This window comes from Pseudomonas sp. AS2.8 (assembly GCF_014190935.1).
GTDB lineage: Bacteria > Pseudomonadota > Gammaproteobacteria > Pseudomonadales > Pseudomonadaceae > Chryseomonas.
Map to the genome: position 1 here is coordinate 1,145,436 of NZ_JACHVV010000002.1, position 20,199 is coordinate 1,165,634.

General features: G+C 65.9%; 18 protein-coding genes. 9 read left to right on the forward strand and 9 right to left on the reverse strand.

Annotation, left to right across the window (positions count from 1 at the left end; genetic code table 11):
* Nucleotides 1-123: 123 nt before the first annotated feature.
* The 4 genes from FHR73_RS12190 to FHR73_RS12205 form a co-directional block, all read right to left on the reverse strand.
* Nucleotides 124-1,017, reverse strand: a complete 894-nt coding sequence (locus FHR73_RS12190; protein WP_183631422.1) for a proline iminopeptidase-family hydrolase — start codon at nucleotides 1,015-1,017, stop codon at nucleotides 124-126.
* Nucleotides 1,018-2,066: 1,049 nt separating this feature from the next.
* Nucleotides 2,067-2,228 carry a DUF2474 domain-containing protein gene (locus FHR73_RS12195; protein ID WP_017640936.1) on the reverse strand — a complete coding sequence of 54 codons (162 nt, stop codon included), beginning with the start codon at nucleotides 2,226-2,228 and terminating at the stop codon, nucleotides 2,067-2,069.
* Nucleotides 2,228-3,250, reverse strand: a complete 1,023-nt coding sequence (gene cydB / locus FHR73_RS12200; protein ID WP_133862893.1) for a cytochrome d ubiquinol oxidase subunit II — start codon at nucleotides 3,248-3,250, stop codon at nucleotides 2,228-2,230. Before cydB ends, FHR73_RS12195 begins: the two co-directional genes overlap by 1 nt.
* Nucleotides 3,247-4,692 (reverse strand): cytochrome ubiquinol oxidase subunit I, encoded by a 1,446-nt coding sequence (locus tag FHR73_RS12205; protein ID WP_183631424.1) that lies wholly within the window; start codon nucleotides 4,690-4,692, stop codon nucleotides 3,247-3,249. Before FHR73_RS12205 ends, cydB begins: the two co-directional genes overlap by 4 nt.
* A 305-nt stretch (nucleotides 4,693-4,997) precedes the next feature.
* Between FHR73_RS12205 and FHR73_RS12210 the strand changes: the two genes are divergently transcribed.
* The 4 genes from FHR73_RS12210 (at nucleotide 4,998) to FHR73_RS12225 (ending at nucleotide 10,716) form a co-directional block, all read left to right on the forward strand.
* Nucleotides 4,998-6,227: an MFS transporter gene (locus tag FHR73_RS12210; protein ID WP_183631426.1), complete on the forward strand. Its 1,230-nt coding sequence runs from the start codon at nucleotides 4,998-5,000 to the stop codon at nucleotides 6,225-6,227.
* Between the two features lie 132 nt (nucleotides 6,228-6,359).
* Nucleotides 6,360-8,006 (forward strand): methyl-accepting chemotaxis protein, encoded by a 1,647-nt coding sequence (locus FHR73_RS12215; RefSeq protein ID WP_260175678.1) that lies wholly within the window; start codon nucleotides 6,360-6,362, stop codon nucleotides 8,004-8,006.
* Between the two features lie 84 nt (nucleotides 8,007-8,090).
* Nucleotides 8,091-8,894, forward strand: a complete 804-nt coding sequence (locus FHR73_RS12220; protein WP_183631428.1) for an SDR family oxidoreductase — start codon at nucleotides 8,091-8,093, stop codon at nucleotides 8,892-8,894.
* Entirely contained in the window at nucleotides 8,887-10,716 is a 1,830-nt protein-coding gene (locus tag FHR73_RS12225) for a glycoside hydrolase family 15 protein (RefSeq protein WP_183631430.1), read from the forward strand. The genes FHR73_RS12220 and FHR73_RS12225 overlap by 8 nt, the downstream gene beginning before the upstream one ends.
* 355 nt (nucleotides 10,717-11,071) lie before the next feature.
* Here the strand turns inward: FHR73_RS12225 and FHR73_RS12230 are convergent, their stop codons facing one another.
* The 3 genes from FHR73_RS12230 to FHR73_RS12240 form a co-directional block, all read right to left on the reverse strand.
* Nucleotides 11,072-11,389, reverse strand: a complete 318-nt coding sequence (locus tag FHR73_RS12230) for a DUF86 domain-containing protein (RefSeq protein ID WP_183631432.1) — start codon at nucleotides 11,387-11,389, stop codon at nucleotides 11,072-11,074.
* Nucleotides 11,386-11,676 (reverse strand): nucleotidyltransferase family protein, encoded by a 291-nt coding sequence (locus tag FHR73_RS12235; RefSeq protein WP_183631434.1) that lies wholly within the window; start codon nucleotides 11,674-11,676, stop codon nucleotides 11,386-11,388. Before FHR73_RS12235 ends, FHR73_RS12230 begins: the two co-directional genes overlap by 4 nt.
* Before the next feature lie 72 nt (nucleotides 11,677-11,748).
* Nucleotides 11,749-12,153, reverse strand: a complete 405-nt coding sequence (locus FHR73_RS12240) for a response regulator (RefSeq protein ID WP_260175679.1) — start codon at nucleotides 12,151-12,153, stop codon at nucleotides 11,749-11,751.
* 247 nt (nucleotides 12,154-12,400) lie between these two features.
* Here FHR73_RS12240 and betT point away from each other — a divergent pair, with 247 nt between their 5' ends.
* Both betT and FHR73_RS12250 read left to right on the forward strand, forming a co-directional pair.
* Nucleotides 12,401-14,365 (forward strand): choline BCCT transporter BetT, encoded by a 1,965-nt coding sequence (gene betT / locus FHR73_RS12245; protein ID WP_183631585.1) that lies wholly within the window; start codon nucleotides 12,401-12,403, stop codon nucleotides 14,363-14,365.
* A 129-nt stretch (nucleotides 14,366-14,494) separates the two neighbouring features.
* Nucleotides 14,495-15,565 (forward strand): AbrB family transcriptional regulator, encoded by a 1,071-nt coding sequence (locus FHR73_RS12250; protein WP_183631436.1) that lies wholly within the window; start codon nucleotides 14,495-14,497, stop codon nucleotides 15,563-15,565.
* 21 nt (nucleotides 15,566-15,586) lie between these two features.
* On the opposite strand, the gene FHR73_RS12255 is transcribed toward FHR73_RS12250, so the two are convergent.
* The gene (locus FHR73_RS12255) at nucleotides 15,587-15,847 is read right to left on the reverse strand and encodes a hypothetical protein (protein ID WP_007162574.1); all 261 of its coding nucleotides are present in this window, start codon (nucleotides 15,845-15,847) and stop codon (nucleotides 15,587-15,589) included.
* A 205-nt stretch (nucleotides 15,848-16,052) separates the two neighbouring features.
* Here FHR73_RS12255 and FHR73_RS12260 point away from each other — a divergent pair, with 205 nt between their 5' ends.
* A complete protein-coding gene (locus tag FHR73_RS12260) occupies nucleotides 16,053-17,591 on the forward strand; it encodes a sensor domain-containing diguanylate cyclase (RefSeq protein WP_183631438.1) in 1,539 nt (512 codons plus the stop codon).
* A 28-nt stretch (nucleotides 17,592-17,619) separates the two neighbouring features.
* Here FHR73_RS12260 and FHR73_RS12265 read toward each other — a convergent pair whose 3' ends face one another.
* A complete protein-coding gene (locus FHR73_RS12265) occupies nucleotides 17,620-18,639 on the reverse strand; it encodes a GGDEF domain-containing protein (protein WP_183631440.1) in 1,020 nt (339 codons plus the stop codon).
* Nucleotides 18,640-18,979: 340 nt separating this feature from the next.
* Here FHR73_RS12265 and FHR73_RS12270 point away from each other — a divergent pair, with 340 nt between their 5' ends.
* Complete coding sequence (locus tag FHR73_RS12270; RefSeq protein WP_311629831.1) at nucleotides 18,980-19,792, forward strand: HDOD domain-containing protein; 813 nt, start codon at nucleotides 18,980-18,982, stop codon at nucleotides 19,790-19,792.
* A gap of 124 nt (nucleotides 19,793-19,916) precedes the next feature.
* On the forward strand, nucleotides 19,917-20,189 hold the full coding sequence (locus FHR73_RS12275) for a hypothetical protein (protein WP_133862881.1): 273 nt from the start codon (nucleotides 19,917-19,919) through the stop codon (nucleotides 20,187-20,189).
* Nucleotides 20,190-20,199 lie beyond the last annotated feature (10 nt).

Sequence of the window (20,199 nt, forward strand, 5' to 3'; positions counted from 1 at the left end):
AGCTGCGCGTCGGCCAAACTGCGTTGAAAATGGCTTCGGAATGCTCATTTACCACTCGTAAACTCCGCTTCCTCAGCCATTTTCGCCTTGTTTGTCTCTAGCTCGCGAGACTTTGAAAAGGTTCTAGCGGCGCTCCACCTCGGCGAGAAAGATCGCCACCGTGGCCATGCAGGCTTCGCGTTCTTCCACGTGGGGCATGTGGCTGGAATTCTCGAAGATGCGCCAGCGTGCGTCCGGGATGAGCCGATCGAAGGGCTCTACGCAGGTCGGCGTGGCCTCGTCGTGACGCCCGGAGATCAGCAGCGTCGGCACCTGGATCCGCGCCAGCCGCTCGATCACGCTCCAGTCCCGCAGACTGCCGATGACATGGAATTCGGTGGGGCCGTTCATGGCGTGATAGACGGTGGGATCGGCGTCGATGGCGGCGAAGGTCCGCGCCACCTCCGCTGGCAGCGGCTGCACCCGGCAGACATGACGGGCATAGAAGACCTCGCTGGCGGCGCGGTACTCGGGCGAGTCGGTGGTGCCGGCCGCCTCGTGACGCTCCAGGGTGGCCTGCACCTCGGGCGGCAATGCGGCCCGCAGCCCGGCCGCGGCCTCGCGCCAGAGCGCCATGGACGCCGGCGAATTGGCAATGACCATTCCCCGCAGTCCTGCTGGCTGACGCACCCCGTGCTCGGCAGCCAGCATCCCGCCCCAGGATTGGCCGAGCAGCACGTACTGGCCGATACCCAGATGGCGCAGCAGGTTGTCTAGCTCGTCGAGAAACAACGCCACCGTCCAGAAACCCGGATCGATATCGCGCAGGTGGGTGGAACGGCCATTGCCCAGCTGGTCGTAATGCACCACCGGCCAGCCGTGCTCGGCCAAATCCTTGAAGCTGTCGACATAGTCATGGGTGCAACCGGGACCGCCATGGGCCACCACCAGCGGCAATCGCCCACTGGCCAGCTCACCGGTGACCCGGTACCAGGTCTGGTGGCCGTGGAAATCGGCGTAGCCTTCTTGAACCTGCATGGATGCCTTCCTCGTCTCGATGGGAACGGGGTCAGGCTAGCGGGCGGGTGGGAGGGGGATAACTGGGAAAAGTTGTAGGTTTGGGGGTAGCCGGTTCGCAGCACCAGCGGAGCTCCCACGCAGGATGCATCCCTGTAAGCCGGATGCCCCCTCCACGCTAGACAGCCCCCTCTCCCGCTCGCGGGGGAGGGTTGGGGGGTAGAGTGCTCATTTAGGTCAGGCGTCGAGCTGATTTGCTGAGTGTTCGGATAGCTTTCGTTCCGCCCCCGCCGGGCGGGTTACTTTTTGCAGTCGCCAAAAAAGTAACCAAAAACGCTCGCCCCGACTGGCCGGTCCTGCGCCTTGCGCAGGATACCCTCACGTCAGCGCCGCTCCAGCGGGCGGGGCCGAAGGGCCGTCCTGGCCCTCGGCCCCTTTCGCAGCATCCATGCCGCTCACCCACTTCCTCGACGCTGCCGTTCGGCCGGCTAAACGGGGCACTGGGGTGCCGGCTGAGAGTTTGCCGTCATAAACAGTCCTGCCCTCTCAACTTGCTGACCTAATGAGTTAGAGGCGCAAAGAAACAGGAGAAAAGAAGAACTGACGAGCCTTTTAAAAGGACACTTTCAGCCGGCACCCAAGTGCCCTGCTCAGGAGGCCGAACGTAGCCGTCATGGAGGTGGGTGAGCGGCAGGGATGCCGCGAAAGGCGTCGAGGGCCAGGACGGCCCTTCGACGACGGCCCGCCGGAAGGGCGGCGGAGTGAGGGGACCCGGAGCGCAGCGCAGGGCCGGATGATCAGGGCAAGCATTTTTGGTTACTTTTTTACGGGGCGCGCAGCCGCGACTGAAAAAAGTGACCCGCCCGGCGGGGCGGAACGAGAGCTATCCAAACACGCCGTAAATCAGCTTGGCGACCCGAGCTAACCTAAGTGCTCTCCCCCACCCCAACCCTCCCCCGCAAGCGGGAGAGGGCGCTGTCCAGCGTAAAGGGTAGCTTCCGAGCACAGGACAGGGTCTCGCGTAGGGTGGATGACGGCGCAGCCTCATCCACCTCAACACCCAAGCCAGGTCAGTGCGACTTGAGCCCCGCCGCCGTCAGCACCAGGCGCAGCACCCAGGCCACCACGCCCAGCGCCACCAGGCTGCAGGCCCAGATGCCGGCCATCCAGGCCAGCCGCTGCCAGAGCGGCTTGTTGTCGGCGGGGTTGGGTTCGCGCGAGCGGCCGACCATCAGTGGTAGCCCTCCCCCGCGCGTACCTTGCCGCGGAACACGTAGTAGCCCCAGAAGGTGTACATCAGGGTGATGGGGATGATGAACAGGGTGCCGATGAGCAGGAACAGCTGGCTCTGCGGCGGCGACGAGGCCTCCCAGATGGAAACGCCCGGCGGGATGATGTTCGGCCAGAGGCTGATGCCCAGACCACTGTAGCCGAGGAAGATCAGCGCCAGCGTCAGCAGGAAGGGCGCATGGTGCGAATCCTCGCGCAGGATGGCGCGCAACAGGGCCAGGGTCACCACGCCGACCAGGATCGGCACCGGCAGGAACCACACCAGGTTGGGCATGCTGAACCAGCGGGCGGAGATGGCCGCCTGGCTCAGCGGGGTCCAGATGCTCACCACCGCGGTGAAGGCCAGCAGCAGGAACAGCAGCGGCTTGGTCAGGCGGCGCATGGTGGCCTGCAGCGGGCCCTCGGTCTTCATGATCAGCCAGGTGCTGCCCAGCAGCGCATAGGCAGCGATGACGCCCAGGCCGCAGAACATCGAGAAGGGCGTCAGCCAGTCCAGCGGACCGCCGACGTACTGGCGATTCTCCACCGGGAAGCCTTCGATGAAGGCGCCCAGGGCCACGCCCTGGCAGAAGCTGGCCAGCAGCGAGCCGAAGATGAAGGACTTGTCCCACAGGGCTTCCTTGCCTTCCTGGACCTTGAAGCGGAATTCGAAGGCCACGCCACGGAAGATCAGGCCGATCAGCATGAAGATCAGCGGCAGGTAGAGCGCCGGCAGGATCACCGCGTAGGCCAGCGGGAAGGCGCCATAGAGCCCTGCCCCGCCGAGCACCAGCCAGGTCTCGTTACCGTCCCAGATGGGCGCCACGGTGTTCATCATGACGTCGCGATCCTCCTTGCCCTTGACGAAGGGGAAGAGGATGCCGATGCCCAGGTCGAAGCCGTCCATGACCACGTACATCATGAGGCCGAAGATGATGATGATCGCCCAGATCAGCGGGAGGTCGATGCCAGGGATGCCGTTCATGTGCGGTCTCCGGTCAGCTGGTCGGTGGGATTGTCTTCTTCCAGGCCGCCATCGGCGCCGGACAGCGGACGCTTGGGATGGCGATCGGTGCCCGGGCCGCCGGAGGTGGGCAGGTCGCCTTCACCGGTGTGCGGACCCTTGCCGATCATGCGCAGCGCATAGAGGGTGCCGATGCCGAACACGGCGAAGTAGACCACCACGAAGGCCACCAGGGTGATGCTCAGCTGGGTGACGCTGTGGTTGGACACCCCGTCCTTGGTGCGCAGGAGGCCGTAGACGATCCACGGCTGGCGGCCCACCTCGGTGGTGAACCAGCCGGCCAGCAGGGCGATGAGACCGACCGGCCCCATGCAGGTGACCAGGCGCAGGAAGCCGCGGGTCTCGAACAGTTTGCCGCGCCAGCGCAGCCAGGCGCTCCACAGGCCGGCGGCGATCATCAGCATGCCCAGGGCGACCATGATGCGGAACGACCAGAACACCACATAGGCCGGCGGCCGGTCTTCCTTGGGGAAGTCCTTGAGCGCCGGGATCGGCTCGGTGAGGCTGTGCTTGAGGATCAGGCTGCCGAGTACCGGGATTTCCAGCTTGAAGCGGGTTTCCTCGCGTTCCATGTCCGGCCAGCCGAACAGGATCAGCGGGGTCGCCTCGCCCGGGGGGTTCTCCCAGTGGCCTTCCATCGCGGCGATCTTGGCCGGCTGGTGCTCCAGGGTGTTGAGGCCGTGGGCGTCGCCGACGAAGGCCTGGATGGGGGCTACCAGCAGCGCCATCCACATGGCCATGGAAAACATCTTGCGCACGGCCGGGTTGTCGTTGCCGCGCAACAGGTGCCAGGCCGCCGAGGCGCCGACCAGGAAGGCCACCGACAGGTAGGCGGCGATGGTCATGTGCGCCCAGCGGAAGGGAAAGGACGGGTTGAAGATCACCGCCAGCCAGTCCACCGGGACGAGGCGACCGTCGACGATCTCGAAGCCGCTCGGGGTGTGCATCCAGCTGTTGGAGGCCAGGATCCAGAAGGTCGACATCAGGGTGCCGATGGCCACCATCACCGTCGAGAAGAAGTGCAGGCCGCGGCCCACGCGATTCCAGCCGAACAGCATGACGCCGAGGAAGCCGGCCTCGATGAAGAAAGCGGTGAGCACCTCGTAGGTCAGCAGCGGGCCGGTCACGGCGCCGGCATAGTCGGCGAAGCCGCTCCAGTTGGTGCCGAACTCATAGGCCATCACCAGACCGGACACCACGCCCATGCCGAAGAAGATCGCGAAGATTTTCAGCCAGAAGTGATACAGATCCTTGTAGACGTGGTTGTCGGTCTTCAGCCACAGCCCTTCGAGCACGGCGAGAAAGCTCGCGGTACCGATGGACAGCGCCGGGAAGACGATGTGGAAGGACACGGTGAAGGCGAACTGGATCCGGGCGAGATCCAGGGCTTCGAGGCCGAACATAGCTATTCCTCTCAGGCACGCCGGCCGTCGAGAGCAGCCGGTCGAGTTGACGCTGACCGAGGTTCGAACCTCCGGCGTCGCCTGGGGTTCTAGCGGGACGCTAAATAAGGCGCCACCGCGGCTAGCCCATAGGGCCAGGTCGGAAGCTGACGTGGATCAACGTCAGGCCTTAGAATAGTCCTCCTCGATACATTTGCTTACGTGGTTCGATGTCGCATCGGGCAGGCTGTCGCACCCCCGCAGTTGTATGACGATTAGCCTCAGGGTGGCTTAAGATGCCGCCTCCGCCCTCGCGAGCCCCCGTCATGTCCGGCGATACCCTACAGCTGCGTCACCACCGTCCCTTCGTCGCCTTCTGGTTCGCCCGCATCTGCACCGCCGGCAGTTTCCAGATGCTCACCGTGGCCATCGGCTGGCACCTCTATTCCCTCACCGGCAACGTGCTCGACCTCGGCCTGGTGGGGCTGGTGGAATTCCTGCCGCGGGTGCTGTTCATGCTGCACACCGGGCATGTCGCCGACCGCTACGACCGCCGCCGGGTCGCCGCCCTCTGCCAGGCCGGCCAGGGACTGATCGCCCTGGTGCTGCTGGTGGGCAGCCTCAACCAGGCGGTGACCCGCGAACTGATCTTTATCCTGGCCTTCTGCCTGGGCACCGCTCGCGCCTTCGAACAGCCCACCACCCAGGCGCTGCTGCCCAACATCGTGCCGCCGGCGATCTTTCCCCGCGCCATCGCCGCCGCGGCCTCGGCCATGCAGGGCGCCACCATCATCGCTCCGGCGCTGGGCGGACTGCTCTATGCCCTGGGCGCCGCCTGGGTCTATGGCCCGGCGCTGGTGCTCTATGGCATCGCCATCCTGCTGGTCTCCAGCCTGCCGGCGCGGCAGACGCCCAGCCAGAAGGAAAAGCCGACCCTGGACAACCTGCTGGCCGGCATCCGCTTCATCAAGAGTCGCCCGGACGTGCTCGGCGCCATCTCCCTGGACCTCTTCGCCGTGCTCCTGGGCGGTGCCACCGCCCTGCTCCCGGTGTTCGCCGCCGACATTCTGCTCACCGGACCCTGGGGCCTGGGCCTGTTGCGCTCGGCACCGGCGGTGGGCGCCTTGGGCATGTCCTTCCTGCTCGCCTACGTCAGCCTCAATCGCCATGTGGGCCGCATCATGTTCGGTTCGGTGGCGCTGTTTGGCGTCGCCACCATCGCCTTCGGGCTGTCCACCTCGCTGTGGTTCTCGCTGGCCACCCTGGTGGTGCTGGGCGCCGCCGACATGGTCAGCGTGGTGATCCGCAGCTCCTTCGTCCAGCTGGAAACCCCGGACGCCATGCGCGGCCGGGTCAGCGCGGTCAACGGCCTGTTCATCGGCGCCTCCAACCAGCTCGGCGAATTCGAGTCGGGGATCACCGCGCACTTCTTCGGCACCGTGCCGGCGGTGGTGCTGGGCGGCGTCGGCACCCTGGTGATCACCGGGGTCTGGATGAAACTGTTCCCGGGTCTGGCCAAGCGCGACCGGCTGACGGAGCCGCGCAGCGACGGCTGAATCCCGGCCAGTCGCTCTGGCACGGCCATTCATCCCGAGGCTATGACCGCTCGCCTTGGAAAAGGGTTATCGCGCAAACCTTTACCACAAAATGTGATCCATATCACATTCCGATAGAATCCTGAGGTTTCCATGCGCACCCCTCTTTCCATGGCCGCCCGCCTGGGCCTGGGCTTCGGCCTGATCCTGGTGCTGATGCTGCTGATCACCCTCGTTGGCGTGCAGCGCGTCGGCGTCATCGATGACACCCTGACCGCCGTCAGCCAGGGCGCCAGCGTCAAGCAGCGCTATGCCATCAACTTCCGCGGCAGCGTGCACGACCGCGCCATCGCCATTCGCGATACGGTGCTGATCCACGACGCCGCGCCCCTGGCCAGTCGCCTGGCCGACATCGACCGGCTCAAGGCCTTCTATCGCCAGTCCGCCGAACCCATGGATCAGCTGTTCGCGAGCCAGGGCGCCACGTCCGAGGAACAGCGCCTGCTGGCGGCCATCAAGGACATCGAAGGCACCGCCATGCCCTTGACCGATCGCCTGCTGCAACTGCGCCAGGCCGGTGATCTGGAAGGCGCCCGGGTGTTCCTGTTGGAGCGTGTCTCGCCGGCCTATGTCGAGTGGCTCAAGCGCATCAATGCGCTCATTGATCACGAGGAAGCCATCGCCAGCGGGCACCTGGCCGAGGTCCGCGGCATCGCCGGTGGCTTCCGCTGGCTGATGCTGGTGACCTGCGCCCTCGCCCTGCTGTTGAGCGTGACCGTCTCCATCCTGATCATTCGCCAGATGGGCGCGACCCTGGGCGGCGAACCCCATGTCGTGGCCGCCGCCATCCGCCGGCTGGCCGAAGGCCGGCTGGACGAGCGCCCCGCCACCCGCCATCCAGACAGCGTGATGGGCACCCTGGGCAGCGCCACTGCACACCTGGGCGAGACCATCGTCCAGGTACGCCATACCGCCAGCTCGGTCGCCGCCGCTGCCGCCCAGTTGCAGAGCACCGCCCTGACCAACCAGCGCCACACCGACGTGCAGTCCAACCAGGCCCAGCACATGGCCGCCGCGGTCACCGAGCTGGCCGCCACCATCGGCGAGGTCGCCGGCTACGCGGCCCAGGCCGCCCAGGCCACCGGCAACGCCAGCGTCCAGGTGGACACCGGCAACCGGCTGGTCGCCAGCTCCGGCCAGGCCATCGGCCAGCTGGTGCAGGCCCTGGAGCAGGCCAGCGCCACGGTGCAGCAGGTATCCAGCGACAGCGCCAGCATCGAGAACATCGTCGCCGTCATCAACGGCATCGCCGAACAGACCAATTTGCTGGCGCTGAATGCCGCCATCGAGGCCGCCCGGGCCGGAGAGCAGGGCCGCGGCTTCGCCGTGGTGGCCGACGAGGTCCGCAACCTGGCCACCCGCACCCAGGCCTCGACCCGCGAGATCCGCGGCATGATCGCCACCCTGCAGGAGGGCGCCGGACGCGCCGCGGCGCAGATGGAAGAGAGCCGCGGCCAGGCCCACGAGACCGCCGAGCTGACCCAGCGCGCCGTCGCGGCCCTGGTGGCCATCCAGGCGGACGTCGGCTCGGTGAATGCCATGAATGCGCAGATCGCCACCGCCGCGGCGCAACAGACCGCCGTGGCCGAAGAGGTCAACGAAAACATCAATCGCATCCACTCGGCCACCCTGGAAACCGCCAGTGGTTCGCAGCAGATCGCTGGCGCCAGTCGTCAGCTGGCCGAGCTGGCCGAAGACCTGGAGCGACGCATGAGTCTGTTCCGCACCACCAGTGCCTGAACATCCGGCAACGCTCGCGGGCTGAACCTAGACGCGAGCGGGGCGGTCAGCAGTCAGACACCTTTCCCGCGCAGGAGTCTGGACATGCAGCTTTCCCTCAACGGCCAGGTCGCCCTGGTCACCGGTGGCAGTTCCGGGATCGGCGCCGCTGTCGCCGAAGCCCTGGGCAAGGCCGGCGCCGCCGTCGCCATCAACTACCATTCCCACGCCGAACCCGCCGAAGAACTGGCCAAGCGCATCCAGGATGCCGGTGGCCGCGCCATCGCCGTGGGCGGTGACGTCGGCGACGAGGACGCGGTCAAGGCGATGTTCGAGCGCACCCTGGAAGCCTTCGGCCGCCTGGACATCCTGGTCGCCAACTCCGGTCTGCAAAAGGACGCTGCGGTGGCCGACATGTCGCTCAAGGACTGGAACACGGTGATCAACACCAACCTCACCGGCCAGTTTCTCTGCGCCCAGGCGGCGATCCGCCAGTTCCGCCAGCAGGGCCGCGACGAGAACATCTCCCGGGCCCTGGGCAAGATCATCCACATGAGCTCGGTGCACGAGGTCATTCCCTGGGCCGGGCACGTCAACTACGCCGCCTCCAAGGGCGGGGTCAATCTGCTGATGCGCAGCCTGGCCCAGGAAGTCGCCGCCGAAGGCATCCGCGTCAACAGCATCGCCCCGGGTGCCATCGCCACCGCCATCAACGAAGAGGTGACCGGTGACGAGGCCAAGGCCCGCGAACTGCTCAGGCTGATCCCCTACAAGCGCGTCGGCCATGTCGACGACGTGGGCAACGCGGCGGTCTTTCTCGCCAGCGACCTGGCCGACTACATCGTCGGCACCACCCTGTTCGTCGACGGCGGCATGTGCCTCTATCCGGGATTCGAAGACAATGGCTGATTCCACCTCCGTGCAGGGCCGCCGCAGTATCGGCGCCCACGGTGTCATCGGCGACCTGCGCACCTGCGCTCTGGTCGCCACCGACGGCACCATCGACCACTTCTGCTGGCCGAATCTGGACAGCCCCTCGGTATTCGCCGCTCTGCTCGACTCGGAAAAGGCCGGCTACTTCAGCCTAGCGCCGGTCTGGGACGATGCCCGCGAGCAACAGCTCTATCTGCCGGACACCAACATCCTGCAGACCCGCTGGCTGTCGGCGGAAGGGGTCGCCGAGATCACCGACCTGATGCCGGTCTGCAGCAGCGAGGACACCCAGCCGCGCATCGTCCGCCGCGTGCAGGTGGTCGCCGGGCGCTGCCGTTTCCGCCTGGCCTGCGCTCCGGCCCACGACTATGCCCGTGCCGAGACCCGCGCCCGCCTGGTGGACGGCGGTGCCCTGTTCGAGGCCGCTGGCCAACCGACCCTGCGCCTGGCGTCCAGCGTCACCCTGCGGGTGGACGGCAATGCGGCCCTGGCCGAGTTCGAGCTGGAACAGGGTGAACAACTGGACTTCGTCTTTGGCTGCGCGCAGGACGACAAGGTCGTCGCCGGCCAGAGCGATCTCTGCTTCGAGGACACCCTGACCTACTGGACCTCCTGGGCCGCCAAGAGCCACTACCAGGGCCGCTGGCGCGAGATGGTCACCCGCTCGGCCCTGGCGCTGAAGCTGCTGACCTCCTGCAAGCACGGCTCCATCGCCGCCGCCGCCACCTTCAGCCTGCCCGAGGCCCTGGGTGGCGAGCGCAACTGGGACTATCGCGCCTCCTGGATCCGCGACGCCTCCTTCACCGTCTACGCCTTCATGCGCCTGGGCTACACCCAGGAAGCCAAGGATTTCACCCACTGGGTCGGCCAGTGCGTGGAAAACAGCCACAACGCCCCGGAAAAGCTGCAGATCATGTATCGCCTGGACGGCGGCCTGGACCTGCCCGAGGAAACCCTCGACCACCTGGCCGGCTATGCCGACTCGAGTCCGGTGCGCATCGGCAACGAGGCCTACAAGCAGGTCCAGCTGGACATCTATGGCGAGCTGATGGACGCCATCTACCTGTCCAACAAGTATGGCGAAGCCATCTCCCACCATGGCTGGAAGGACGTGGTGCGGATGATCGACCACGTCTGCGAGCACTGGAATCAGCCCGATGCCGGGATCTGGGAGATGCGCGGCGATCCCGAGCATTTCCTCCATTCGCGGCTGATGTGCTGGGTGGCCATCGACCGCGCCATGCGGCTGTCGGTCAAGCGCTCGCTGCCGATGCCCTACGAACAGTGGTACGCCGCTCGCGCCGCCATCCAGGAAGACATCTGGGACAACTTCTGGAACGCCGAACTGGGTCATTTCACCTCGACCCGCCACGGCAAGAGCCTGGACGCCGCCCTGCTGCTGATGCCACTGGTGCGCTTCGTCAGCGCCACCGACCCCATGTGGCTGTCCACCCTGGACGCCATCAAGACCAACCTGGCCTACGACGGCATGATCCGCCGCTACAACCCGGTCGACACCCCGGCGGACAATCTCAAGGGTGAAGAAGGCGCCTTTGTCGCCTGCTCCTTCTGGTACGTCGAATGCCTGGCCCGCGCCGGTCGCGTCGACGAAGCCCACCTGGAGTTCGAAAAGCTGCTGGGTTACGCCAACCCCCTGGGCCTCTATGCCGAGGAACTGGACAAGCGCGGCTACCCCCTCGGCAACCTGCCCCAGGCCCTGTCGCACCTGGCGCTGATCAGCACCGCCTTCTTCCTCGATCGCAAGCTGAGCGGCAAGGATCCGCAATGGCAGCCGTAGGGCAAGTCGATGCGCCATGGCGGTTCGCCGATGCGAACGCTCCTACGAGTATCGCTGATCGTGATGTTGCGAGAGCTAATGGAGCTGAAAGCCGGCTCGGACCGCCCCCTCTCCCTTTGGGAGAGGGTTGGGGTGAGGGCGTAGCACGGTAAAGCCACCCGTGGAAAAGGCTGCGCCGTTTTCCACGCTACGGGGAGACCGGTAACGGAGTGCGTCACCGAGCGTGACGGCTGATCGCGATCGACCTTGAGCTAACTGAGCTGCATGCTCGCTCGGACAGCCCCCTCTCCCTCGGGAGAGGTTTGGGGTGGGGGCACAGCGCGCTACGAAGCTACTTTCCCAATAACAGACGCAGTTATTCCAGAAGTTCGGGTAGAGCGGTAACGACGGTTTCCCAGACCACATCGAGATTGATGTCGAAATAGCCGTGGGCGATACGATTGCGCATGCCTCTCATGCTGCGCCACGGGATGTGTGGATGCGCCTGGGTAAAGGCTTCGTCCACAGCCATGAGCTTGGTCGCCGCTTCGCCGATGATGATCAGGCTCATGACCACCGCTTGCTGTGTCCGGCGGTCTTCGAGGAAGTCTTCCCGAGTGAGACCCTCGATAAAGCCTAGCGCCTCGCTGGCCGCCTGTTGCATATGAGCCAGATAGTCCGCCGTGCGATTCATATCGGTCGTGCCGCCAGCAGAACCTGCCCGCGAAAGGATCCAGGTAAATCGGCGGGGGTCACCAGATCCACCGGAACGCCCAGTAATTCCTCGAGCTCATCCTGCAGGCCTCCCAGGTCGAACAGGGTCGCTCCTGGCAGGGCGTCCACCAACAGATCCAAATCGCTGCCGTCTTGATCGGTACCTTCGAGAACCGAACCGAACACCCGAGGATTGGCCACTCGAAAACGTAACGCAACGTCCCGTATGACAGCGCGTTTCAGGTCCAGGACGAGAGAAGGTCGCATGGCATGACTCCAGCCAGATCAGCCCTGGAATAGTCGGTCATAGGTCGGGCTTTACAACCGATCGAGATACCCTCAAGCCACCCGACTCTGCCCCAGCACCTCATTGACGCAATTGGCCATGTCGTCGATATGCCAGGGCTTGGGCATGAAGCGGGTGCGGCCGGCGCCGCGGGGGACGGTCAGGCGGTCGCCGGAGGTGAGGATCACTGGGATGTGCGGCCAGCGCTGGGAGACCAGCTGGGCAAGGGCCTCGCCGTCCAGGCGCCCCGGCATGCGCACGTCGGTGAAGAGCACGTCGATGCGGGCACCGGTCTGCTCCAGGTAGCTCAGGGCTGCATCGGCGGTGGGCACGGCCACCACCTGCAGGTCCACCAGGGACTCCAGGGCCTCGGTGGCCAGCTCGCGCAGCAACGGCTCATCCTCTACCAGAAGCAGTAGCGGACGATAGGAGCCGAGAGGAGAAGATGCCTGAGTCATAACCAACAGACTTTGCCAAGGGGTCGCGGTTCTGACCGTTCGGCCTGGTCTCGACCAAAGTCGACCACCGGCATAAGCAAGACCTCTAGACGGCAACTTTCAACGCAGCGCCGACTCGAAGCGTTCACCTCAGGGGTCGCCTGTGGTATTCTTTTTTAATCGAACGATCAATTAAAAAAGAATTCGTCCCTTTGGCAGTCTGCAAGGAGTCCCCATGAGTGCGACGCCCTCATCCGGCACCGTAAAGCTGAATCCCCCCGCCTTCTATTGCGCGGCCGCAGTGATCCTGCTGTTTTCCCTGGTGGTCATCGGCCGTCCCGAGCAGGCCGGCGCCTGGCTGCTGCAGGCCCAGACCTGGGCCGCCAATACGGTCGGCTGGTACTACCTGCTGGCCATGTCGCTCTATCTGGTGTTCGTGGTGGTCACCGCGCTGTCCGGCTACGGCAAGATCAAGCTCGGTGCCGACCACGACCAACCCGAGTTCAGCTACCTGTCCTGGGCCGGCATGCTGTTCGCCGCCGGCATCAGCATCACCCTGTTCTTCTTCTGCGTGTCCGAGCCCCTGACCCACTTCGCCCAGCCACCGGCCGGCGAAGGCGGCAATCCGGCAGCCGCGCGCCAGGCCATGCAGATCCTCTTCCTGCACTGGGGCCTGCACGGCTGGGGCGTGTTCGCCCTGGTGGCCATGGCACTGGCCTACTTCGCCTATCGCCACAACCTGCCGCTGGCGCTGCGTTCGGCGCTCTATCCGCTGATCGGCAAGCGCATCAACGGCCCCATCGGCCACGCCGTGGACGCCTTCGGCATCATCGCCACCATCTTCGGCCTCGGCGCCGACCTGGGCTTCGGGGTGCTGCACCTCAATGCCGGTCTCGACTACCTGTTCGGCATCAGCCACAGCCACTGGGTGCAACTGATCCTCATCGTGCTGATGATGGGCGCGGCCATCGCCGTGGCGGTGTCCGGCGTCGACAAGGGCGTGCGCATCATGTCCGACATCAACATGGTGCTGGCCGTCGCCCTGCTGCTGTTCGTGCTGTTCGCCGGTCCGACCCAGCACCTGCTCAACACCCTGATCCAGAACATCGGCGATTATCTCGCCGCATTGCCGGGCAAGAGCTTCGACCTCTATGCCTATGACGAGCCGTCCGACTGGCTCGGCGGCTGGACGGTGTTCTACTGGGCCTGGTGGATCGCCTGGGCGCCCTTCGTCGGGCTGTTCATCGCCCGCATCTCGCGCGGTCGCACCATCCGCGAATTCGTCTTCGGCGTGCTGTTCATCCCGCTGGGCTTCACCCTGGCCTGGCTGTCGATCTTCGGCAACAGCGCCCTGGAACTGGTCCTCGGCCAGGGCATGACCGGTCTGGCGCAGACCGCCCTCACCGATCCGGCCATGGTCTTCTACCAGGTCCTGGAGACCTATCCTGCCAGCCGCGCGGTGATCAGCGTCGCCGTGCTGGTGAGCTTCGTCTTCTTCGTCACCTCGGCCGATTCCGGCACCGTGGTGCTCTCGACCCTGTCGTCCACCGGCGGCGAGGCCGATGAAGACGGTCCCAAGTGGTTGCGGGTGTTCTGGGGCGCGGCCGTGGCCCTGGTCACGGGCGGCCTGCTGTTCGCCGGCAGCATGGATGCGCTGAAATCAGCGGTGGTGCTGACCTCGCTCCCCTTCTCGGTGGTGGTGCTGCTGATGATGTGGGGCCTGCACAAGGCGCTGCACCTGGAAACCCAGCGCCAGCGTGCGCGGCTGCACTCGCTCGCGCCGGTGGCGACCAATGGCAAGGCCCGGCATGGCGGCTGGCGCCAGCGGCTGTCACAGGCGGTGTACTTCCCCTCGCGGGACGAGGTCTATCGCTTCATGGACAGCACCGTGCGCCCGGCTATGGAAGAGATGGTCGAGGTGTCGCGGGAGAAGGGCCTGGTGGTGGAGACCCAGTTCGACGCCACCAACGCCAACCTGCAACTCATCATCGGCCATGGCGAGGAGCACCCCTTCATCTACCAGGTGATCATGCAGGGCTACTTCACGCCCTCCTTCGCCCGCGCCGGCATCGGCGGCCTGCACCTGAAGAACCGCCGCTACTACCGTGCCGAGGTGCACCTCACCGAAGGTAGCCAGGACTACGACCTGGTGGGCTACAACCGTGAGCAGATCCTCAACGACATGCTCGACCAGTACGAACGCCATCTGCAGTTCCTGCACCTGGTGCGCTAGCCAACGGTTTTTTCAGCGACTGAAAGGCCATTGAAAGCGGCAAAGGTCGTATAATCGTCTCCAGGGTCGGCCCCGTGCCGGCCCCGGGGTCGGTACGCCGCGCCGGTCCCCCGCCGTCCGGAGACCGCCTTGCCCACCCCGCCTGTCCCCTCGCCCTATCCTCCACTGCTGCAATGGCTGGCCCTGATCCTCTGCTCCGCCCTGGTCGGTGGCGGACTCAGCTGGCTGCAGGTACCCGCGGCGCTCTTTCTCGGCCCCATGCTGGTGGCCATCGCCTTTGGCGTCTGCGGCGCCACCATTCGCCTGCCGCGGCAGCTGTTCCAGACTGGCCAGGGCGTGGTGGGCTGCCTGATCGCCCATGCCATGACCGCTGCGGTGCTGCTCACGGTCGCCGAACACTGGCCGGTGATGCTGCTGGCCACTGCCCTGACCGTACTGCTCAGCCTGCTCACCGGCGCCCTGCTGGTGCGCTTCGGTGGTCTGCCCGGTAGTACCGCCGCCTGGGGCACCACGCCTGGCGCCGCGGCCGCCATGGTGGCCATGGCCGAGGAATACGGCGCCGATCCACGCATCGTCGCCACCATGCAATACGTGCGGGTGGTCTGCGTGGTGCTGATCAGTGCCCTGGTCGGCCGGTTGCTGGGTGCCGAAGGCAGCGGCACCGGGCATCAGGCGACGGTGGTCAGCCTGGACGGCCATTTCGCCTTCAACCTGGCGCTGACCCTGGTGGTGGCCCTTGCCGGCAGCTGGCTGGGCGGCCGGCTGTTTCCTGCCGGTGCGCTGCTGCTGCCGATCGCCCTGGGCACCCTGCTGCAACTCAATGGCTGGCTGGACATCACCCTGCCCCATCTGCTGCTCGCGGCGGCCTATGGCGCCATGGGCTGCTATGTAGGCCTGAGATTCGACCGGGCCACGGTCGCCTATGTCTGGCGCGCCCTGCCAAAGATGATCTTCGCCTCGCTGCTGCTGATCGCCCTGTGCGCCCTCTCGGCACTGCTGATGGCGAGGCTGATGCACGTGGACTTTCTGACCGCCTACCTGGCGACCAGTCCGGGCGGACTGGATTCCATGGCCATCATCGCGGTGGATGCCCATGCCGATGTCGGCCTGGTGCTGGCCATGCAGGCGTTGCGCCTGATCGGGGTGGTGCTGACCGGGCCGTTGCTGGCCCGGCAACTGGTCAAGCTGGCCCGCACCTAGCCCGAGGTGAAGGCCGGGCCATCAGGCCGAGCGGCGGCGCTCGACCTGGGCGGTAATGTTGTAGCCCTCAGCGGCGTGGCCGCGCACCACTACCCGGGCATCCGGATAGAACCCCTTCAGGCGCTGTTCGAAAAGAAAGTAGATCTCCGCGCCGACCCGGATCTCCGCGGGATCGGTCAGGGTCAGGGAAAAGTTGCGCACGGGATCGGCGGCATGCTGCGACTCGTTTTCCTCGATGCGCTGCATGGCGTCTTCGACGATCTGTTCGGCGATCTGCGACATCTTTGACCTCCCGGTCGGGCAGTTGGCAGGGTGCCATCCCAAGGACGGCTGTATCGCTAGTGACCACGGCTGCGCCTCGGGGATTCGTGCGCTCTGCAAGATTCCGACGAAACTGTAGACTTATCTGACTTTTATCTCCGTGTAGTGGCCTGAATCGCCCGGCTCGCGGTCTCCTGCACACCGAGGACGAGGAAGCTACCCCGCCATGGTCGACGCCGACGATACCCCCCTTCCACCGCGGAACCCGGCCACCCAGCGCCGGGCGCTGTGGCTGCTGGTCTGTGCCGTCGCGGTGATCCTGGCGCTGGAGTCCTGGCAGGTGTGGCGCAACTACCAGAACGCCTTCGCCAGCGCGCGCAGCGACGTCGGCAACATCGCCCTGGCGGCGGCGCAGCATGCCGACGACGCCATCAAGGAAGCGGATTCGCTGCTGGTCAGCATCCGCGACCGCCTGGAGGATCAACCCCTCGATCAGCTGGACCGCCCCCGCGTGCATCGCCTGCTGGCGCGCCAGGCCGCCCTCCTGCCGCAACTGCACGGGCTGTTCGTCTACGATCGCGACGGCGAATGGCGGGTGACCGACAAGAGCAGCGAGCCGCCCCGGGCCAACAATGCCGATCGCGAGTATTTCCAGTTCCACCGCCAGCACGCCGCCGACGTGCTGCACGTCGGCACGGTGATCGAGAGTCGCAGCACCCACGAGTTGATCATCCCGGTATCACGCCGCCTGGAAGACCGCGACGGCCGCTTCGCCGGTGTCCTGCTCGCCACCATCCGCCTGCAGTACTTCGTCGACTACTACGAGCGCTTCAAGCTGGACGCTCGCGGCGCCATCACCCTGGCGCAGGACGACGGCACCCTGATGGTCCGCCGCCCCTATTTGCCCGAGCACGTCGGCACCCCGCTGGCCTCTGGCGACCTGTTTCGCCAGTACGTGAGCCAGGCGCCCAACGGTACCGCCCTGGTGCGCGCCATGCTCGATGGTCGCGAGCGGCTCTATGCCTTCCAGCACCTGGAGGGCTATCCGCTGGTGGCCCTGGCCGGTATTTCCAGGAGCGACATCCTCGCCAGCTGGCGCCAGGACATGCTGAGATCGGTGACCGTGGTCGGCCTCATCATCGTCGGCATGCTGGTCTTCGGCTTCAGCCTGCTGCGCGAGATCCGCGCCGGCGAACGCAGCGCCCTGGCCCTGCGCCAGGCCCATGACGAGTTGCACCTGCTGACGCTCAGGGACAGCCTGACCGGGCTGGGCAATCGTCGCCAGTTCGACAACCTGCTGCCGGTGGAGCTGGCCCGGGCGCAACGCAACGCCCAGTCGCTCAGCCTGCTGATGATCGACATCGATCACTTCAAGGCCTACAACGACCACTATGGCCATCCCGCGGGCGATCGCTGCCTGCAGGCGGTGGCCGGCGTGGTGGCCTCGGCGGCGCGGCGCCCGGGCGACCTGGCGGCGCGTTACGGCGGTGAGGAGATGGTCCTGCTGCTGCCCAACTGCGACGAAAGCGGCGCCCAGCGCGTGGCCGCCACCGTCCAGGAACGCCTGCAGGCACTGGAGGTGGCCCACGCCACCAGTCCCTTCGGTCGCATCACCGTCAGTCTCGGCATCGCCGTCCAGCCGCCCGGCCAGACCCCGCCGCCCCAGCCCGCCGACCTGCTGGCCAGCGCCGATGCCGCGCTCTACCGCGCCAAGCACCTGGGCCGCAATCGCACCCATCCGCCGCTGGAAGGTCAGGCGCCCTAGGCGTGGCCCGGGCGCCGTGCGGACGGGACTAGCCGCAGATCATGCCGCCGCGGTAATGCACCCGGTCCTTGCCGGCGCGCTTGGCCTGATAGAGCTCGCCATCGGCCTGCTTGAGCAGATCAGAGGGCTGATAGCCCGGCGCGAGGCGCGCCACCCCGGCACTGAAGGAAAAACAGCTGCCGGTGCAGGTGTTGCTGCGGCTGTCGTCCAGCAACGCCTGCAGTCGCTGCGCCAGCTGGCGTTCATCCTCGGCCTGCAATAGCACGCCGAATTCCTCGCCGCCCAGGCGCCCGAAGCGTCCCCCCGGGAAGTGTCTGACCAGGATGCCGGCCATCTCCTTGAGCACCTGGTCACCGACGTCATGGCCGAATCTGTCGTTGATCCGCTTGAAGTCGTCGATGTCGAGCATGACGAAATACCAGGACGGCGAACCCTCGCGGCAGACCTGTTCCATGTCCAGCATCAGCGCGCGTCGGTTGCTGATCCCGGTGAGGGCGTCGGTTTCCGCCTGCAGCCGATAGCTTTCCTTGAGTTCCAGGGTGCTGGCGACGATGCGTACGAAGGTGGCATTGAGCAGCAGCCCCAGCGCCAGGCTGGCCCCCAGCATGACCACGAACAGCGGCAGGGCCGCCGCGGTGATGGTGTCCAGTTCGCCATAGAACAGCAGCAGCCAGACCGCCACGGCGGCGATGCCGTAGTCGAGCACATGGGAAAACAGAATGGTCGAGCCGAGGATGATGACGATGGCCATGGGAATCATCCAGGCATGGCCGGCCTCGCCCATGCTGAGGATCTGGAAGCGAAAGGCCAGGGCCTCGAACAGCACGAACACCAGGGCGAACAGGCGCCAGACGGCGAAACGCCGGGCAGTGGTCATGGTCAGGCAGGAGCCGATCATGCCGGCGAAGGCCAGCCAGCCCCACGCCGGTACCCCGGCGGTCAGGAAGGGATTGATCAGCACGCTGATCAACCAGCCGAGGATGCCGGTGCTCTGAGCTAGCACATTGGGCAACTGCAGCATCTGGCGAATGTGAGTCTGATAAGTCATTGCACAACTCGAACGCCAAATTTAGTGGCCAACTGATATCACTGGATGCTATCCCATTCGTGGCCCGTCGTCGGCGGAAAGCGGACTCAAGCAAGACAATAGACGTCTGGTCATCGCTTCGCCTGTGACCAGACCGCATAGGACCACCGCCGCGCGCGGACCGAGCAAACGGACGGCGGCGAAATGACGCCACCGGTCAGCTCGTCCTGCAAACCGCAGCGCCCGGCCCGCTAAGCTCTTCGCTGTGGATTCTCGGCTAGGCTTGGCAGTGCCCAGGCCGTCGTTCATCCTTTCAACGACTTATCAGCTCCCACCCTCGGTATAGAACAAACCAGGCGCCATCATGGAAATCGATGCTCTGTTCGATCACCTGCATACCCTTCCCAGCATTCCCAAGGTGGCTCAGGAGCTGATCCAGCAGTTCGACGATCCCGACAGCAGCATCGAAGACGTCGCCCGCAACCTGGCGCTGGATCCGGTGCTCTCGGCCAAGGTCCTGCGCCTGGCCAACTCGGTGCGCTTTCGCGGCGTGCGACCGTCCACCAGCATCGAAGGCGCCGCCATCCGCCTGGGCTTCGACGCCCTGCGCACTCTGGTGCTGGCCTCGGCGGTGACCGCGGCCTTCCGCCACAACCCCAGCTTCGATCCACGGGATTTCTGGCAGCACAGCTTCGATGTGGCCAGCATCTGCCGCGTACTCGCCCGCCAGGCCGGCGCCGATCCCGAGACCGCCTTCACCTGCGGCATGCTGCACAGCATCGGCGAGTTGCTGATCAGGACCGCGGCGCCCGACATCGCCGAGCGCATCGACGCCGAGCAGCGCGCCCCGGTGGCCGCCGACCAGGCCATCGGCTTCGGCTATCCGGAGGTGGGCGCCGAGCTGGCCCGCCGCTGGCAGCTGCCGGTGGTGATCCAACATGCCATCGCCTACCAGTTGCATCCCCAGGATGCGCCCGAGGATTCCGCGCCGGCGCGCATGGTCGCCCAGGCGCGCCTGATTTCCTTCGTCCTGCGGCGTCACGGCGGCATCAACGACCAGGCCAAGGCGGCCCTGGCCAATCCGCTGCTGGAAGGCGTGGATCTGGAGCTGCTGCTGGGCGAGTTGCCCGAGGTGATAGAGGCGGACAAGGCCTTCGGTACCCTGATCAACTGACCGGCCGTCCCCTGCCCGGGCAGCGCCACCGCCTGGATCACAAATCTGCCAGCCGGTTGTGGCAAAAGTCGAACGGGTACCTCAAGAATCGGTCGAAGCGTTATAGCTGACAGGAGTGATTGCGATGGCCGAGCCGCTGAAGTTCACGGATGCGAACACCATTATCAAGGGCGCTTTTCAACCGATGCTGTGCGCCATGACCGCCCAGGATCAGGCGACCTTCAACGTCGAGGTCTATGCGCCCAACGGCACGGCGCTCCTGCAACGCCGCATCGCTCGGGTCGATCTGCTGGACAATTCCCTGCTGGAAGCCTTCATCTGCGACAGCCGCGCCCGCATCGAGCGGGCCACCCACGAGCGCCTCGACTGGCAGGTCCGCTACACCCGCGCCTGCTGAGGCCGCTTCT

What these genes read in the sequence shown, in the direction of transcription:
- FHR73_RS12215 (WP_260175678.1), top strand. Translation starts at nt 6,360, where the DNA reads ATGCGCACCCCTCTTTCCATGGCCGCCCGCCTGGGCCTGGGCTTCGGC.
- FHR73_RS12255 (WP_007162574.1), bottom strand. Translation starts at nt 15,847, where the DNA reads ATGTCGCAGATCGCCGAACAGATCGTCGAAGACGCCATGCAGCGCATC.
- FHR73_RS12205 (WP_183631424.1), bottom strand. Translation starts at nt 4,692, where the DNA reads ATGTTCGGCCTCGAAGCCCTGGATCTCGCCCGGATCCAGTTCGCCTTC.
- FHR73_RS12230 (WP_183631432.1), bottom strand. Translation starts at nt 11,389, where the DNA reads ATGAATCGCACGGCGGACTATCTGGCTCATATGCAACAGGCGGCCAGC.
- FHR73_RS12240 (WP_260175679.1), bottom strand. Translation starts at nt 12,153, where the DNA reads ATGACTCAGGCATCTTCTCCTCTCGGCTCCTATCGTCCGCTACTGCTT.
- FHR73_RS12220 (WP_183631428.1), top strand. Translation starts at nt 8,091, where the DNA reads ATGCAGCTTTCCCTCAACGGCCAGGTCGCCCTGGTCACCGGTGGCAGT.
- FHR73_RS12195 (WP_017640936.1), bottom strand. Translation starts at nt 2,228, where the DNA reads ATGGTCGGCCGCTCGCGCGAACCCAACCCCGCCGACAACAAGCCGCTC.
- FHR73_RS12260 (WP_183631438.1), top strand. Translation starts at nt 16,053, where the DNA reads ATGGTCGACGCCGACGATACCCCCCTTCCACCGCGGAACCCGGCCACC.
- FHR73_RS12275 (WP_133862881.1), top strand. Translation starts at nt 19,917, where the DNA reads ATGGCCGAGCCGCTGAAGTTCACGGATGCGAACACCATTATCAAGGGC.
- cydB (WP_133862893.1), bottom strand. Translation starts at nt 3,250, where the DNA reads ATGAACGGCATCCCTGGCATCGACCTCCCGCTGATCTGGGCGATCATC.
- FHR73_RS12210 (WP_183631426.1), top strand. Translation starts at nt 4,998, where the DNA reads ATGTCCGGCGATACCCTACAGCTGCGTCACCACCGTCCCTTCGTCGCC.
- FHR73_RS12225 (WP_183631430.1), top strand. Translation starts at nt 8,887, where the DNA reads ATGGCTGATTCCACCTCCGTGCAGGGCCGCCGCAGTATCGGCGCCCAC.
- FHR73_RS12265 (WP_183631440.1), bottom strand. Translation starts at nt 18,639, where the DNA reads ATGACTTATCAGACTCACATTCGCCAGATGCTGCAGTTGCCCAATGTG.
- FHR73_RS12235 (WP_183631434.1), bottom strand. Translation starts at nt 11,676, where the DNA reads ATGCGACCTTCTCTCGTCCTGGACCTGAAACGCGCTGTCATACGGGAC.
- FHR73_RS12190 (WP_183631422.1), bottom strand. Translation starts at nt 1,017, where the DNA reads ATGCAGGTTCAAGAAGGCTACGCCGATTTCCACGGCCACCAGACCTGG.